A 14,220-nucleotide genomic window follows, 5' to 3' on the forward strand; every position below is an offset into this window, starting at 1 on the left:
GGCGCTGGCATCAACCAAACAGATCGCTCTGCCGCTTGGGCGCAGCCATTCCCAGATGCGTCCAGGCCTTTTGCGCCAACATACGCCCACGCGGTGTTCGCTGGATCAGGCCCTGTTGCAGCAGATAGGGTTCAATCACTTCTTCCAGCGAGTCCCGGCTTTCCGAGAGCGCCGCCGACAGCGTCTCGATCCCAACCGGCCCGCCGGCGTAGTTTTCAGCGATCAGTTTCAGATAGCGCCGGTCCGCGCCATCCAGGCCAAGATTGTCGACGCCCAAACGCGTCAAGGCACCGTCGGCCAATTCGCGCGTGATCCGCCCATCTCCTTCGACTATGGCGAAATCCACCACCCGGCGCAGCAGGCGCCCGGCAATACGTGGTGTCCCGCGCGACCTGCGCGCAATCTCGCGCGCGCCATCATTATCGGCTGGCGCGCCCAGCTTGCGCGCGTTGCGGGTGACGATCTCGTGCAGCTCGTCAATCGTATAGAACTGAAGTCGCGTCGGAATGCCAAACCGGTCGCGCAAGGGCGTTGTCAGCAGACCCATCCGGGTGGTCGCCCCCACAAGCGTAAAAGGTTGCAATTCGATCCGAACGGTGCGGGCGGCCGGGCCTTCACCGATCACCAGATCCAGCTCGAAGTCCTCCATTGCCGGATAAAGCACTTCTTCCACCGCCGGGTTCAGTCTGTGAATCTCGTCGATGAACAGCACATCGCGCGTCTCCAGATTGGTCAGGATCGCCGCCAGATCACCCGCCTTGGCCAGAACCGGGCCCGAGGTCATGCGGAAGTTCACCCCTAGCTCGCGTGCCATGATCTGCGCGAGGGTCGTTTTACCCAACCCCGGAGGTCCATGAAACAACGTGTGATCCATCGCCTCGCCCCTTTGGCGCGCAGATTGGATGAAGATGCGGAGGTTGGCGCGCGCCTCAGCCTGACCGATGAATTCGTCCAGCCCCTGCGGGCGCAGCGCGCGGTCGTTGTCCTCGGGCAGGGGCTCCGGGCGCACAGTGGGATCAGCCTCTACCATTCATCTAGCCTTTCGGAGCCAACAAGCGGAGCGCAGCACGAATCAGATCCGCCTCTCCCGCCTCAGGCTGACTGGCCGCCGCCTCGGCCACGGCCGCTGCTGCGTCGGACGGCCTATATCCAAGATTGGCGAGCGCCGACAACGCCCCGGCGGACGCGGCAGACGCGGCAGACGCGCCAGAAGGTGGCTTCACCGAACGTTTTGGCGCGGACGCGGGTTCACCCGGTTCGACGACTTCAAGCTCTGGCCCATCCATAGCCTCGGTAACCGTGCCGCCCATGGCCATGACACCCGGAGCCTTGTCCTTGAGATCTAAAACAATCCGCTGGGCCGTTTTGGGTCCGACACCTTTGGCCGCCTTGACCGCGCTCCAATCGCCCAATGCGATTGCGCGGCTGACACCGTCCGGCCCCAGTGCGCTGAGGATCGCCAGAGATACCTTCGCTCCGACCCCCTGAACCGAGCACAAAAGGCGGTGCCATTCCTTCTCGATCAATGAGAGGAAACCGTAAAGCTGCATCAGGTCTTCGCGCACGACCATGTCTGTATAGATCGAGACCGCCTCACCCACACCCGGCAACGCAGCCATGGTCCGGTCAGAACAATAGACGAGGTAGCCAACGCCACGCACATCGATCAGCACGTGATCCGCCGCGCGGTAGTCCAAGCGACCTGTCAGTTTACCAATCATGCCCGCACCTCTTTCACACGCGCCTGTTGCGTCTTTCCGTAATAGGCATGGCAGATCGCAATCGCCAGCGCATCTGCCGCATCGGCCCCTTTCGGCAAACAGCCCGGCAATTGCAGTTTGACCATGTGCAGCACCTGCTCTTTCTCGGCATGACCCACACCAACCACGGTCTTTTTGACGCGATTGGGTGCGTACTCTCCCACCGGCAATCCAGCCTGAGCCAGTGTCAGCAACGCCACCCCCCGCGCCTGACCCAGTTTGAGTGTGCCGGCGCCATCCTTGTTCACAAAAGTCTGTTCGATGGCGGCCTGATCCGGTTGGTAATCGGCGATGACTTCGACAATCTGGTTGTGAAGAGATAACAGCCGCTCACCCAGATCATCTCCATCCGACTTGCACAAACCATTGGCCACATGGCTCAGGCGGCTGCCATTTGATTCGATGACGCCCCATCCCAGGGTCCTAAGCCCCGGATCAATGCCCAGAATTCGCATGTTTTGCCTCGGCCTGCTCGGGTTCTGTGATCTTTTTTCAACGCCTAGCACGAAGCGTGAACATTTTCCAAGCGAATTGACCCATGGGCTGAAAACGACAGACCTGTTCCACAGGCGACTTAACGCGCGATTTGCGACATGAGGATGTCTGAATTCGACACTGTTATGAACGCATTTTAACCAAATATTTAGGGGGATTACAGCTTCGTGAAGCGTTGCATAAAACGCATAGGACACATGCAAAAACGGAACTTGTGCAGGCGATATGGCGGCACTAGATGCCGGGCAGAACGCAAGACTGCAAAGTGAACACCAACCAGAAGGAAACAGGATATGGCTGCACTGGACACAACCCGCTTCGCCTCCACTGGCTCATTCGGCCTTGCTGGCCGTATCGGCGCATTTTTCGTATCGGCCGTGAACGCTGCCGTCGAATGGAATGACGCCCGCGTTACCCGCAACGCGCTGACTGGTCTGAGCGATCGCGAACTGGAAGATATCGGCCTGTGCCGTGGCGACATCGACGCCATCGCCCAAGGTCGCCGGTAATACCGACCACCACACTCATTCGCCCCTTCCTTTTCCCTAGAGGGCAAACAGAAACACCGCATGCCCCAGGCACGCGGTGTTTCTTCGTCCGAAGACTGATAATCAGTACAAAATCTTGTTGAGCTGAACCGCCAGCGCTTGCGACACCGGGTCGATCTGCATCACCCACGCACCGGCTTTCTCGACCGATGTGCCTTCGTTCAAACTATCGATCCGATATTGGTATCCGGTCGGGCCAAGGCTGGACAAAAGAAACGCTTTGAACGCCAGAACTCCCAGAAGTGTGAGCAACAGTACCCTGGCAGGCACTGCCGAGCTTACCCGCTGCGGCTTCATGACGACCAAGCCATCCCTGCGCATCGTCGCGCGATAGCCACGGCTCATCTTTTGATGCTTCTTGTTCAGGCGATTAACGCGCTGAGTGAACTCCAGTTGTTTACCCGTCATGGCAGCCTCCAAAAACCGCCCCCCTCGACTTCAGTCAGGAAACGGTAAAAAGAGATTACGACAAAATCGTGGCAAAATTCCACAAAACTCCTGCAAATAGCCTAGTTTGCGCCCTGTTTCGTTAAGATTAGCGTCGTCCATTCACCAATCTCACCCCTGTGAGTTAGATTGAGTTCATTTTGAGAATAAACAGATACGACGTCATCAGCCTGTTCATTAAGGATTCCCGACAGGATTGCATACCCGCCGGGACGCAGATTCGCCGCGATTTCCGGCGACAGGGCCACCAAGGGACCTTTGAGAATATTCGCAAAGATCAGATCGTAGGGCGCGTGCGCCTTGAGATCGGGATGATCGAACCCTGCGGCTTCAACGCATTGCACTGCACCTGCCATGCCGTTTGCTTTCAGATTGGCTTCGGCCACGTCCACGGCCACTTCATCTATGTCGCTGGCAATGATGTCGCCGTCAAACACCCGGGCTGCGGCCATGGCCAGAACGGCGGTGCCGCAACCGATATCCGCCACCTTTGTTGCTGCAAAGCCTTCGTCCAGCAGCCTGTCAAAAGCCTTAAGGCAGCCCAACGTCGTACCATGGTGGCCGGTGCCAAAGGCCATCGCGGCCTCGATCAGTAGCGGAATACGACCTTCGGGCAGCTTATCGGCATCATGGCTGCCATAGACAAAGAAACGGCCCGCCTCGACTGGCGCCAGTTCGCGTCGCACATGTGCAACCCAGTCGGTTTCCGGCAGTTCTGAAACAACAAACGGTTTGGCGCCGAACGCGGCGGCCAGAACCGCCAATGCAGTCTCGTCCGGGGCTTCGGTGAAGTATCCGCCGACCTCCCACAGGCCAGAGTCGTCTTCGACTTCGAACACACCAACGCCCGTTGGCTCCGGCTCCAGACGTTCCATCGCCTCGCCCAGACCTTCGGCGGCTTTCTTACCTGTCAGCGTGGTCAGTGCGGTGAATGTGGGCATTGGGGGCTCCTGTCTCGATTAACACCGCGCCTAGGACGCCGCGACGTGAAGGTCAAGCGCTGAGGCCTATTCCGCGGGGGCGGGGGCGTACTTGGTCAGGATGGTTTCGTTGCCCGGCTCGGGATGACGCGGTATCAACAGGGACAGCAGTAGTGAACCGATGGCCATAGCCGTGGCCAGGCCGAACACGGCCCCCGGCGACACCACCCAAAGCAGGCCAAGCAAAGCGGGCAAAAACACCGCCGCAATATGATTGATTGTGAAGGCCACTGCAGCGGTCGGCGCGATGTCAGCAGGGTCGGCGATTTTCTGGAAATAGGTTTTCAATGCCAAAGCCAGCGCAAACAGCACATGGTCGATCACGTACAGGGTCGCCGCCAACAGCACCCCCCAGCCGAACCAATAGATGCCACCATAAGCAGCGAACACGATAGCCAGGCCGGTATATTCAAAGATCAGCGTGCGCCGCTCACCAAACTTTGCCACCGCCTTTCCAAGCAATGGGGCGGCCATCATGTTGATCATCAGGTTGATCAGATACAGGCTGGTCAGTTCATGCACTTCAAATCCGAACTTCTCGACCATCATGAACCCGGCAAAGACGACAAATATCTGCCGCCGCGCACCGGCCATGAATTGCAGCGCATAATACAGCCAGTAGCGTTTACGCAGGATCAGCTTCTTGGTCTGTGGTGTGGGCGCATCGAATTGCGGATAGGCAAACAGGCAGAACATTGCCAGCAAAGCTGTAACACCGCCCGCAGCCATAAAGACAATGTTGTACGACAGATCAAAACGATCCCAGGTCAGTACGATCAGCCCGTACACCACCATGGTCGCCGCCGACCCCATCGCCACCAGCCATCCCAGAATTTGCGGCGCGCGGTCCTTGGGCAACCATTGCAACTGAAGTGACTGGTTGACAGTCTCGTAGTAATGGAACCCGATCGAACTGAATAAGGTCACAAACAGCAACCCGCCCAGACTAGGGAACCAAGCAGTCACAGCAGTTGCGACACCAAGCATCATCAACGAGATCATCGCCAGCACCTGCTCGCGGATGAAAATGATGACGGCAATCACGCCAACCGCCAGAAAACCCGGAATCTCGCGCACCGTATGCAACAGGCCGATATCAGCCCCGTCAAAGTTTGCCGCCTCAATGACGAAATTGTTCAGCAGCGCGCTCCATGCGTTGAACGCAATGGGCATGGTCAGCGCCATCATGAACAAGAGCGTGATGGGGCGGCGCCAGAACGGCAGGCTCTGGGCCTCGGAAAGCGGCATGGGATTCAGCATGAGGGTCCTCTACGCCCATTTCACTGCTTTGGCGAGAGGGAAGCCGTGCGCACACAGTCACTCTGCGCAAATGCAGATGTCAGTAAAAGCTCTGCGGATCGATATCGACTGTCAGACGGATGTCACCCTTCAGGCGCAAAGGCGCGATCCAGCGGGAAATGGCATCCTGGATCGGCGCGCCCTTGGGGGCTTTCACCAACAGACGCACTCTGTGGCGGCCACGTATACGAGCGATGGGTGCTGGCGCAGGGCCAAATACCTGCCCACCGATCTGCGTCAAAGGTGTATCGTTGCGCGCCAGTGCATTGCCGATATCGAAAACCGGTCCAACCTCGGGCCCCGACAACACGATCCCGGCCATGCGACCATAAGGCGGCATTCCTGCCGCCTGCCGGCCTGCCGCCTCGGCTTTCCAGAAACCTTCCTCATCACCCGAAAGGATGGCCCGGATCACCGGGTGTTCCGGTTGAAACGTCTGCAACAACGCCTGACCCGGCTTGTCCGCACGCCCCGCGCGCCCGGCCACTTGCCGCATCAATTGAAACGTACGCTCCGCCGCGCGGAGGTCCGCGCCGTGCAATGACAGATCAGCGTCAATCACACCGACCAGAGTGAGTTTGGGGAAGTTATGCCCTTTGGCCACCAATTGAGTGCCGATGATAATATCGGCATCCCCTGCAGCAATCTCTTCAATCTTGGCCTTCAAAGCCCGCGCCGAGCCGAACAGATCAGAGCTCAGCATCGCGATGTTGGCGTCTGGGAATGTCGCCTCAGTTTCTTCAGCCAACCGCTCAATGCCCGGCCCGACCGGGGCCAGCTTGCCTTCCACACCGCAGGAGGGGCAGGCTTCGGGCATCGGCTTGGTTTCACCGCATTGGTGGCACATCAGCCGCTTGAGAAACCGATGCTCGACCATGCGTGCGTCGCAATGGTCACAGGCAATCTGCTCACCGCAGGCCCGGCACAACGTTACCGGCGCATAGCCACGGCGGTTTATGAACAGAAGCGACTGCTCGCCTCTCTCAATCCGCTGCTGCACCGCTTGCCGCAAAGACGGAGAAACCCACGTTCCTGGCGTCATCTGTTCGGCCCGCATGTCGATGGGCTTCATCTCGGGCAAAACTGCTTCTCCGAAGCGCGAGATCAGATCGAGCCGTTCGTATTTGCCGGCCTCGGCATTGGCCCAGCTTTCCAGCGAAGGCGTCGCACTGGCCAGAATCACCCGGGCGCCACAGATCGCCGAGCGCAGAACTGCCATGTCACGGGCGCTGTAATGCACGCCGTCTTCCTGTTTGTAGGACGTGTCGTGTTCTTCGTCGACGACCACCAGCCCCAGATCGCGGAATGGCAGAAACAGCGCTGACCGGGCGCCCACAACCAGTTGCGCATTCCCCTGTCCGACCATCCGCCAGACCCGACGCCGTTCCGTCATCGTCGCGCCAGAGTGCCATTCCGCCGGGCGCGCACCAAATCGCGCCTCAACCCGGGTCAGAAATTCTGCGGTCAGGGCAATCTCGGGAAGCAGAACCAATGCCTGCCGCCCCATGCGCAGCGCTTCGGCCACGGCCTCCAAATAGACCTCGGTCTTACCGGAACCGGTAACGCCTTTCAGCAGCGTGGTGCCGTAATCGCCTGTCTGCTGCCCGGCCTGAAGCCGCTTGACCGCCGCCGCCTGATCCTCTGTCAGGTCTTTACCGGGCAGGTCCGGATCAAGATGCGGATAAGGCAGGTCGCGCGGGCTGTCCTCTTCGCGCACGGCGCCTTGTTTGACCAACCCCTTGACAACAGATGACGTTACGCCCGCCTGTTCGGCGAGTTCCTTCAAGGTAAAGGCCAGCCCGCCATAATCCCGCAACACCTCCAGAACCCGGTTCCGGGCATCGGTCATTCGGTCAGGTTCAGCATTGCCCAGCCGGTAGACCTTGCGCATAGACGGCGGATCACCCAGGCCCGGCGCCCGCGTAGCAAGACGCAGCATCGCAGGCATTGGCGTCAGAGTGTAATCGGCAACCCTCTCCAGAAACACCCGCATCTCTTCGCGCATTGGTGCAACTTCGAGAACCCGGATCACCGACCGCGCCTTGCTCAGATCAAAACCGCCCTGCCCCGGCCCCCAGACCACCCCCAGCACCTTGCGCGGACCCAAAGGAACTTCGACAAACGCACCCAGAAAGCACCCTCCCTCGGGCGCTTTGTAATCCAGCGTCCGGTCCAGCGGCTGCGTTGTCAGCACCGCAACCAGCTCTCCTTGGTCGAAAAATCCGTTAGCGCTCACGGCATGTCCTTCGCAGGGGGTTCCAGCATGGGTCTCTTTGAGGTAAAGCCATCCGCGACCAAGGCCAACCCATCAAAGGACTGCCCTCATGAAATTCTTCGTAGACACAGCCGAAATCGACGCCATCGCCGAACTGAACGATCTGGGCATGGTGGACGGCGTAACCACCAACCCCTCACTGATCCTGAAATCGGGTCGCGACATTCTGGAAGTAACCAAGGAGATTTGTGAACTGGTCGACGGCCCGGTATCGGCAGAGGTTGTCGCTACCGAAGCTGATGACATGATCGCCGAAGGCCGCAAGCTGGCCAAGATCGCGCCGAATATCGCCGTAAAGGTTCCGCTGACATGGGCGGGCCTGAAAACATGCAAAACGCTCAGCGACGAAGGCCAGATGGTCAACGTGACGCTCTGTTTTTCTACCAATCAGGCAATTCTGGCCGCCAAAGCGGGCGCAACCTTCATCTCACCTTTCATCGGCCGCCTGGACGACATCAACCTCGACGGTATGGATCTGATCGCAGACATCCGCCAAGTCTATGACAACTACGGGTTCGAGACCGAAATCCTTGCCGCATCGATCCGTACCGTCAACCACGTGACCGACAGCGCCCGCATCGGGGCCGACGTGATCACTGCACCGCCTGCCGTCATCAAGAAACTGGCCGACCATCCGTTGACGGACAAAGGTCTGGAAACCTTCCTGGCGGACTGGGCCAAAACCGGCCAGAAGATCCTCTGATCCCAGGCGCGGCCGCGCGGTGCCGAACGGCGCCGCGCCCGGCCCACAGGCCAAATGCCTTATCTGTGATCGGGCGTGGCAGGCGGGAGCTCCCTCGCCACAGCACGCAAGGAAATCCATCCCTGCGTGCATTTTTCCCAAGGCAAATCCCGTCCGGCATGTTATAAGCCGCGACAACAAAAAAAGACCGGACGGGATATGAGCAGTAACCCCAAACTCGAGGACAACCTCCGCGCAGCGATACTGGCCGAGCCGGACGTCGTGCTGGACGACAAGGACCTGATGCAGGCACTTGTTGCAGCCAACGAGCAGGCACGCGGCGACAACGTGATCGACCTGCGCGGTATTGCCATGCAACGGCTCGAGGCCCGGCTGGATCGGCTGGAAGACACTCATCGCTCGGTCATTGCAGCAGCTTATGAAAACCTCGCGGGCACCAATCAGGTACACCGCGCCATTCTGCGCCTGCTGGAACCGGTCGAGTTTGAAGGTTTCCTCCGAGCGCTGGGCGCTGACGTCGCAGACATCCTGCGCGTCGATAGCGTTACGCTGGTTCTGGAAACCACCGTGGTTCAGAACGATCCTGCGATTGACACGCTGGGTGGCGTCCTGACGATCGCGGAGCCCGGTTTCATCGACCGATATCTGACCATTGATCGCGGTGGCCCCGCACGGGACGTGATCTTGCGGGAAATCCATCAGCCAAGCCGCCGTATATTCGGGTCTCAGGCTGGCCAGCTCCGCTCTGAGGCCTGCCTGAAACTCGACCTCGGGCCAGGCCGCCTTCCAGGCATGATCGTCATGGCAGCCCGCGACCCGCGACATTTCACGCCACAGCTGGGCACTGATCTTCTGGCCTTTTTTGCCGGCGTATTCGAACGCTCGATGCGTCACTGGCTGTCGTGAGCCTGATCTCACCCGCGTGCCGCGACGCGCTGCAGCACTGGCTGGACAGTCTGGGCGCGCTGGCCGGGAGATCCGAGAACACGCAAAACGCCTATAGCGGTGATGTCACCGAATTTCTGTCGTTCATGACACTGCATCACTCTGAACGACAGGGGCTGAAAGCGATTGAACGGATCACGGTATCGGACATGCGCGCTTGGATGGCGGATCAGCGCAGCGCAGACGTAAGCGCACGATCGTTGGCGCGCAAACTGTCGGCGGTCAAGAGCTTCTATCGTTGGCTGGCAGAGCGTGAGGGGTTCGAACCCACAGCCGTTCTGTCCACCCGCGCGCCAAAATTCACCCAAAAACTGCCCCGTCCACTGGCCGAAGACGCCGCGCGAACCATGATCGATACTGTGGAACTGCAATCGACATCCGACTGGGTCGCCGCTCGTGATGTCGCTGTCGTCACGCTGCTCTATGGCTGCGGCCTGCGCATATCCGAGGCGCTATCGCTGACCGGAGCGGACGCACCGTTGCCTGCGACGCTGCGCATCGTCGGGAAAGGCGACAAGGAGCGGATCGTTCCGGTTCTTCCTGCCGCCCGCGACGCGGTAGACCGGTACTTGCAGCTGTGTCCACACGCAAAAACACATGACGCGGCCCTGTTTCGGGGCGTTCGTGGCGGGCCACTAAACCCGCGCGCGATCCAGGGGGTCATGGCTAAAGCCCGTATGCAATTGGGATTGCCCTCTACTGCAACACCCCACGCTATGCGGCACAGCTTTGCGACCCACCTGCTTTCAGCCGGCGGCGACCTGCGCGCCATTCAGGAGTTGCTGGGCCACGCTTCTTTGTCGACGACGCAAACCTATACGGCAGTGGACACTGCGCGGTTGATGGAAGTCTACAACCGCGCGCACCCAAAAGCCTGACTTACACATCACTCGAAAACCCGGGCTTTTGGTTTGCATCTCAGACGCGCATCGGTCATGACGCTTGCATGACACTCAGATTCAAAGCTCTTTCCGTTCATCTCTTCACTGCAACAGGCGCTGTTTTTGCCATGCTGGCCATGCTGGCTGCCGTCGAAGAGAAATGGAGCCTTATGTATCTTTGGCTGGTCGTGTCTTTCATTGTAGACGGTATCGATGGTCCGTTGGCACGACACTATCACGTCAAGCACAATGCGCCCGAGTTCGATGGCGTTCTGCTGGATCTGATCATTGACTACCTGACATATGTGTTCATCCCGGCCTTTGCCCTGTTCAAGTCGGGGCTGATGGACGGCTGGACCGGATGGTTCGCGATCATCGTGATAACCTTTGCCAGTGCGATGTATTTCGCGGATACACGCATGAAGACCAAGGACAATTCCTTTTCCGGCTTTCCCGGGTGCTGGAACATGTTCGTCATCGTGATCTTCGCGCTAGAGCCGAGTTTCTGGGTCATCCTGCTACTGGTCACGCTGCTGTCGCTGGCCATGTTCCTGCCACTAAAATTCGTCCATCCTGTACGCACCGAGCGCTGGCGAAGCCTGACCTTGCCGATGGCACTGGCATGGACGTTTTTCGCGGGTTGGGCCGCCTGGGTCGATTTTCACCCCGAAAGCTGGGCCCATTGGGGGCTGGTAATCACCAGCCTGTACCTGACCTTTGCAGGCATCGCCCAACAGATCATTCCGCAGCGCCACGTCTGAGGCAGCGCTGCCTGAGCCGTTTTACAGAACTTCCTGCACCTCGAATTCGGTGCTGTTATGGGTAAAGACGTCGCCCTCTTGCAGGCCGGCCATAGCCAGATAAATCGGGCTTTGAGTTGAAATGCCCATATAGGTCTTACCGTCCACCTCGAACCGCGTCGTCGAGACACACACGACGAATCTGCGATTGTTGAACTTGATCACAGCACCCGGTTTGACCGTGTCGGTCAGACTGAAATCGGTATTTTCGATGACATCAATCTTGGCATGATGCGCGTGGACCGGGGCGTCAAAGGCAGCCGCCAGATCGGCGTTCTCACGCGATGCGGCAATGTCATCCTTGTCGTGACCTTCCCGGTCGTCCAATTGAGCATCTTTCAAAAACGCGTCGTAATGCGCCTGCGCTGTTGCAAGCTCTTGCGCTTCGAGCGACATCAACCGGTCTACAATGGCCTTCTTGCTGGCTGCACAGTCTTGTTCAGTGGTCATGCAATGCGGTCCTTCAAATTCTGCACCAATTACAAGTTGTGCCTGCAGAAAGCGGATTGCAACCGAATTTCGATGCTCAGATCAAAAGGCCTGCCGCTCGCTCATGTCGCAAGAGGGCAACTTTTGTCTCAATACCACCGTCGCCCGAAAAGCCGCCCAGGCCATTGGCGGCCAGAACCCGGTGGCAAGGAATAATCACAGGGATCGGATTTGCACCGCATGCCTGGCCAACCGGCTGGGCGGGCTGCCCCAATGCCTTTGCTATATCGCCATAGGTGCGCGTTTCTCCTAGCGGAATGGCATACATGATGTGACAGACCTGCTTTTGAAACTCTGATCCGTCAATGCGATATGGCAGATCGAAGCGGTCAAGTCGCCCTTCATCATAGGCCCCCAGCTGGGCGGCGGCTTCGCGCAGCAACGCGGTCGGTTCGCCTTTGTCCCTGCCGTTCCAGACAAGCCGCGTAAGGGCCCCGTCTGTTTCTTCAACACCAAGTCGTCCGAAACGGGTTTCAACGGAAATCATCGCCATGGATCGACGGTTTCAGATCAAACCGCCAAGCGCAAGCGCAGGGGCGTGCAAAACCTCGCAACGCATCACTTTTGGGCAATGGCACCATTCATGATACGCTTCTGTCGTTACTTAAAGAGATTTGGAGAACGCAATGGGTCGTCATTTGATCCTCACGGTACATGGAATCGGTGAACAAAAACCCGGTGAAACCGTCGATCAGGTGGTCGGTGCCGCAACAACCTGGCTGGATGGAAAACCCAGACCCCCGATCGAAGTCGAACGCGGAATGATCGAACTGGCCGAATCCACCTTCGACGGAAACCCGAGAAATGCAGAGTTGTTCGAAGTCAATCTGCGCACAGTGACCGACCCGGCTGTCCCACAGGACAAGGCCATGTTTGCAGAAGTTTATTGGGCCGATCGGTCTCCGGCCCCGAAAGGAGCCATCAAAACTGTAATGGATCTGATTTGGGTCATTCTGGCTCTGGGTTATTTGGCGATGGACAACGCCGAGCAGACCCATAGCCGCAAAGGCGTTGCCCCGGACCAGCCCAATGGCCGGAACACACTGGCAGCGCAACTGGTTCACCTTTTCACTTGGATCTTCTTCGGTGCGGTTGCGACGCTGAACGTCTATTTGTTGATCGGTGCCGCAGCGGTCATGACCGATCGGATACCTGTCTCGTTTTCCCAGAACCCTGCCCTGTTATTCTTGCTGCTGCTTGGGCTTTACGCCGGTGGGACCGTTGTTGGGCTGGGGCAGAGCCGGGCAGCGCCGACATATCTCAGGCGGGTCTTCTGGCGCGGAATGCTCGGAATGGGGGCAGTACTGGCTCTCTGCCTGATCTTGGGGCCGCTGGGTCTGGAATTTTGGGCCTGCGTCCCTTCTGACACGGTAAGCTGCCCACCGGCTCTGGAGCAATTCGTGGCTTTTCAGGTTTTTCTACTGTCCCTCTTCTGGGCTGTACTTATCTTCCTGACGATCATTCTTTACGCGCTGTCCCTGGCAAAGCTTCAGATCAATGATACGCTAACAGAGCACAGGCGGCTTTACCCCAGCATATGCGCAGGCATGCTTGTTTTCTGGATGTTTTTCATTTCCGGTCTTTGGTTGACCATTGAGCAATTGCTGGAGACCGTTTCGTGGTTGTCCGGAGGTCAACTGCAACGTCTTTTTGAAAGCAATTTGAACGAGTCCATCGAAACACTCAGCGTGGCTTTCGTGGCCATCGTCCTTCTGGGCTTCGTTGGGGTCGGGCTTTTTGCGGGCCGGAAGACGTACAAAGCCAACCTTCACACCCGCAATGGCCTGATCAGCCGGGCGATTGTGAATCGGCTGGCGCAGTGGGTCTTTTTGTTTGGCACAATCGTGCTGGTTCTGGTTACGATCCGCGAGATCGCGGCCAACCAAAAATTTGAAGCCGCATGCAACGTTGGCATAATGGATACCAACCTGATCAGTTGGGCTCTGGACAGGTTGGCTTGTTCGCAAGGCGAGATCGGCCTGATCGTGCTTGGTGCAACTGCGTTGATGTATCGATTCTCTGATTTTGTTTCCGCCGGATTGGGCGTGGCACGAGATATCGTTACCTACGCCATTCGCGACAAGTGCTATCTGGGAAAAGACCTGGAAACGCGGCAACGCAACTACCCGGATCGCAAGGCGATAGACGAACGTTTCTATCGCACGTTGTACTATGTTCTCGATATCTTTCCAGCAGATCACGTTACGGTGATATCCCATTCACAGGGCACCGTGATTGCCACACAGATGCTTACCGACCCACGTGTCCAAAAGCGTATTGGCGGCCGACCTCTGACTCTCGTTACAATGGGTTCCCCGGTCACGCATATCTATCAGCGCTATTTTCCCGAAATGTTCACCCTTGCGGCCAGTCATCTGAACGCCGCGTGGTTCAACATCTTCCGGCAGGACGATTTTGTTGGAACGGAAATCGAGGGTGGGCTGATTTTTGCGAACCGGAACATCCCGGTCGATCCCGGAGGGCATACCGGTTACTTCACAGATTACCAGGTTTGGAATGCGCTGACGGACCCTGCCATTGGCTTTGACCTGTTCAATCCTGTCCCGCAGGCAGTGCAGACATAGGCAGGAAAGCCCC

General features: G+C 58.3%; 15 protein-coding genes. 6 read left to right on the forward strand and 9 right to left on the reverse strand.

Features of this window, described 5'->3' with window-relative positions:
- Positions 1 to 10: 10 nt before the first annotated feature.
- From ruvB to ruvC, 3 genes are read right to left on the reverse strand one after another with little or no spacing between them, the layout of a single operon-like run.
- Positions 11 to 1,030, reverse strand: coding sequence for a Holliday junction branch migration DNA helicase RuvB (gene ruvB / locus D1823_RS09795; RefSeq protein ID WP_117869739.1), 1,020 nt, complete (start codon positions 1,028 to 1,030; stop codon positions 11 to 13).
- 4 nt (positions 1,031 to 1,034) lie between these two features.
- The gene (gene ruvA, locus D1823_RS09800; protein WP_117869740.1) at positions 1,035 to 1,721 is read right to left on the reverse strand and encodes a Holliday junction branch migration protein RuvA; all 687 of its coding nucleotides are present in this window, start codon (positions 1,719 to 1,721) and stop codon (positions 1,035 to 1,037) included.
- A complete protein-coding gene (gene ruvC, locus D1823_RS09805; protein ID WP_117869741.1) occupies positions 1,718 to 2,215 on the reverse strand; it encodes a crossover junction endodeoxyribonuclease RuvC in 498 nt (165 codons plus the stop codon). The genes ruvA and ruvC overlap by 4 nt, the downstream gene beginning before the upstream one ends.
- A gap of 333 nt (positions 2,216 to 2,548) precedes the next feature.
- Between ruvC and D1823_RS09810 the strand changes: the two genes are divergently transcribed.
- The gene (locus D1823_RS09810) at positions 2,549 to 2,764 is read left to right on the forward strand and encodes a DUF1127 domain-containing protein (RefSeq protein WP_117869742.1); all 216 of its coding nucleotides are present in this window, start codon (positions 2,549 to 2,551) and stop codon (positions 2,762 to 2,764) included.
- Positions 2,765 to 2,866: 102 nt separating this feature from the next.
- Here the strand turns inward: D1823_RS09810 and D1823_RS09815 are convergent, their stop codons facing one another.
- The 4 genes from D1823_RS09815 to D1823_RS09830 form a co-directional block, all read right to left on the reverse strand.
- Entirely contained in the window at positions 2,867 to 3,211 is a 345-nt protein-coding gene (locus D1823_RS09815) for a hypothetical protein (protein ID WP_117869743.1), read from the reverse strand.
- A gap of 101 nt (positions 3,212 to 3,312) precedes the next feature.
- On the reverse strand, positions 3,313 to 4,191 hold the full coding sequence (locus D1823_RS09820) for a 50S ribosomal protein L11 methyltransferase (RefSeq protein WP_117869744.1): 879 nt from the start codon (positions 4,189 to 4,191) through the stop codon (positions 3,313 to 3,315).
- A gap of 66 nt (positions 4,192 to 4,257) precedes the next feature.
- Positions 4,258 to 5,490, reverse strand: a complete 1,233-nt coding sequence (locus D1823_RS09825) for an MFS transporter (protein ID WP_117869745.1) — start codon at positions 5,488 to 5,490, stop codon at positions 4,258 to 4,260.
- Between the two features lie 79 nt (positions 5,491 to 5,569).
- Positions 5,570 to 7,765, reverse strand: a complete 2,196-nt coding sequence (locus tag D1823_RS09830) for a primosomal protein N' (protein WP_117869746.1) — start codon at positions 7,763 to 7,765, stop codon at positions 5,570 to 5,572.
- Positions 7,766 to 7,853: 88 nt separating this feature from the next.
- Between D1823_RS09830 and fsa the strand changes: the two genes are divergently transcribed.
- The 4 genes from fsa to D1823_RS09850 all read left to right on the forward strand — a co-directional run bounded on the left by fsa (position 7,854) and on the right by D1823_RS09850 (position 11,094).
- Entirely contained in the window at positions 7,854 to 8,507 is a 654-nt protein-coding gene (fsa, locus tag D1823_RS09835) for a fructose-6-phosphate aldolase (protein WP_117869747.1), read from the forward strand.
- 198 nt (positions 8,508 to 8,705) lie between these two features.
- Positions 8,706 to 9,413 carry a DUF484 family protein gene (locus D1823_RS09840; RefSeq protein ID WP_117869748.1) on the forward strand — a complete coding sequence of 236 codons (708 nt, stop codon included), beginning with the start codon at positions 8,706 to 8,708 and terminating at the stop codon, positions 9,411 to 9,413.
- Positions 9,410 to 10,330, forward strand: a complete 921-nt coding sequence (locus tag D1823_RS09845; RefSeq protein WP_117869749.1) for a tyrosine recombinase XerC — start codon at positions 9,410 to 9,412, stop codon at positions 10,328 to 10,330. The genes D1823_RS09840 and D1823_RS09845 overlap by 4 nt, the downstream gene beginning before the upstream one ends.
- Before the next feature lie 68 nt (positions 10,331 to 10,398).
- Positions 10,399 to 11,094 carry a phosphatidylcholine/phosphatidylserine synthase gene (locus tag D1823_RS09850; protein WP_117869750.1) on the forward strand — a complete coding sequence of 232 codons (696 nt, stop codon included), beginning with the start codon at positions 10,399 to 10,401 and terminating at the stop codon, positions 11,092 to 11,094.
- Positions 11,095 to 11,115: 21 nt separating this feature from the next.
- Here the strand turns inward: D1823_RS09850 and D1823_RS09855 are convergent, their stop codons facing one another.
- Positions 11,116 to 11,583 (reverse strand): hypothetical protein, encoded by a 468-nt coding sequence (locus D1823_RS09855; protein ID WP_117869751.1) that lies wholly within the window; start codon positions 11,581 to 11,583, stop codon positions 11,116 to 11,118.
- 76 nt (positions 11,584 to 11,659) lie between these two features.
- Entirely contained in the window at positions 11,660 to 12,115 is a 456-nt protein-coding gene (locus D1823_RS09860; RefSeq protein WP_117869752.1) for a methylated-DNA--[protein]-cysteine S-methyltransferase, read from the reverse strand.
- Between the two features lie 133 nt (positions 12,116 to 12,248).
- Here D1823_RS09860 and D1823_RS09865 point away from each other — a divergent pair, with 133 nt between their 5' ends.
- Positions 12,249 to 14,207, forward strand: coding sequence for a hypothetical protein (locus D1823_RS09865; RefSeq protein ID WP_117869753.1), 1,959 nt, complete (start codon positions 12,249 to 12,251; stop codon positions 14,205 to 14,207).
- The last annotated feature ends 13 nt before the right edge of the window (positions 14,208 to 14,220 follow it).

The sequence above is a fragment of the Ruegeria sp. AD91A genome (assembly GCF_003443535.1).
In the GTDB taxonomy this organism is placed as follows: Bacteria; Pseudomonadota; Alphaproteobacteria; order Rhodobacterales; family Rhodobacteraceae; genus Ruegeria.

What these genes read in the sequence shown, in the direction of transcription:
- ruvA (WP_117869740.1), bottom strand. Translation starts at nt 1,721, where the DNA reads ATGATTGGTAAACTGACAGGTCGCTTGGACTACCGCGCGGCGGATCAC.
- D1823_RS09825 (WP_117869745.1), bottom strand. Translation starts at nt 5,490, where the DNA reads ATGCTGAATCCCATGCCGCTTTCCGAGGCCCAGAGCCTGCCGTTCTGG.
- D1823_RS09865 (WP_117869753.1), top strand. Translation starts at nt 12,249, where the DNA reads ATGGGTCGTCATTTGATCCTCACGGTACATGGAATCGGTGAACAAAAA.
- ruvB (WP_117869739.1), bottom strand. Translation starts at nt 1,030, where the DNA reads ATGGTAGAGGCTGATCCCACTGTGCGCCCGGAGCCCCTGCCCGAGGAC.
- fsa (WP_117869747.1), top strand. Translation starts at nt 7,854, where the DNA reads ATGAAATTCTTCGTAGACACAGCCGAAATCGACGCCATCGCCGAACTG.
- D1823_RS09850 (WP_117869750.1), top strand. Translation starts at nt 10,399, where the DNA reads ATGACACTCAGATTCAAAGCTCTTTCCGTTCATCTCTTCACTGCAACA.
- D1823_RS09840 (WP_117869748.1), top strand. Translation starts at nt 8,706, where the DNA reads ATGAGCAGTAACCCCAAACTCGAGGACAACCTCCGCGCAGCGATACTG.
- D1823_RS09855 (WP_117869751.1), bottom strand. Translation starts at nt 11,583, where the DNA reads ATGACCACTGAACAAGACTGTGCAGCCAGCAAGAAGGCCATTGTAGAC.
- D1823_RS09810 (WP_117869742.1), top strand. Translation starts at nt 2,549, where the DNA reads ATGGCTGCACTGGACACAACCCGCTTCGCCTCCACTGGCTCATTCGGC.
- D1823_RS09815 (WP_117869743.1), bottom strand. Translation starts at nt 3,211, where the DNA reads ATGACGGGTAAACAACTGGAGTTCACTCAGCGCGTTAATCGCCTGAAC.
- ruvC (WP_117869741.1), bottom strand. Translation starts at nt 2,215, where the DNA reads ATGCGAATTCTGGGCATTGATCCGGGGCTTAGGACCCTGGGATGGGGC.
- D1823_RS09820 (WP_117869744.1), bottom strand. Translation starts at nt 4,191, where the DNA reads ATGCCCACATTCACCGCACTGACCACGCTGACAGGTAAGAAAGCCGCC.
- D1823_RS09860 (WP_117869752.1), bottom strand. Translation starts at nt 12,115, where the DNA reads ATGGCGATGATTTCCGTTGAAACCCGTTTCGGACGACTTGGTGTTGAA.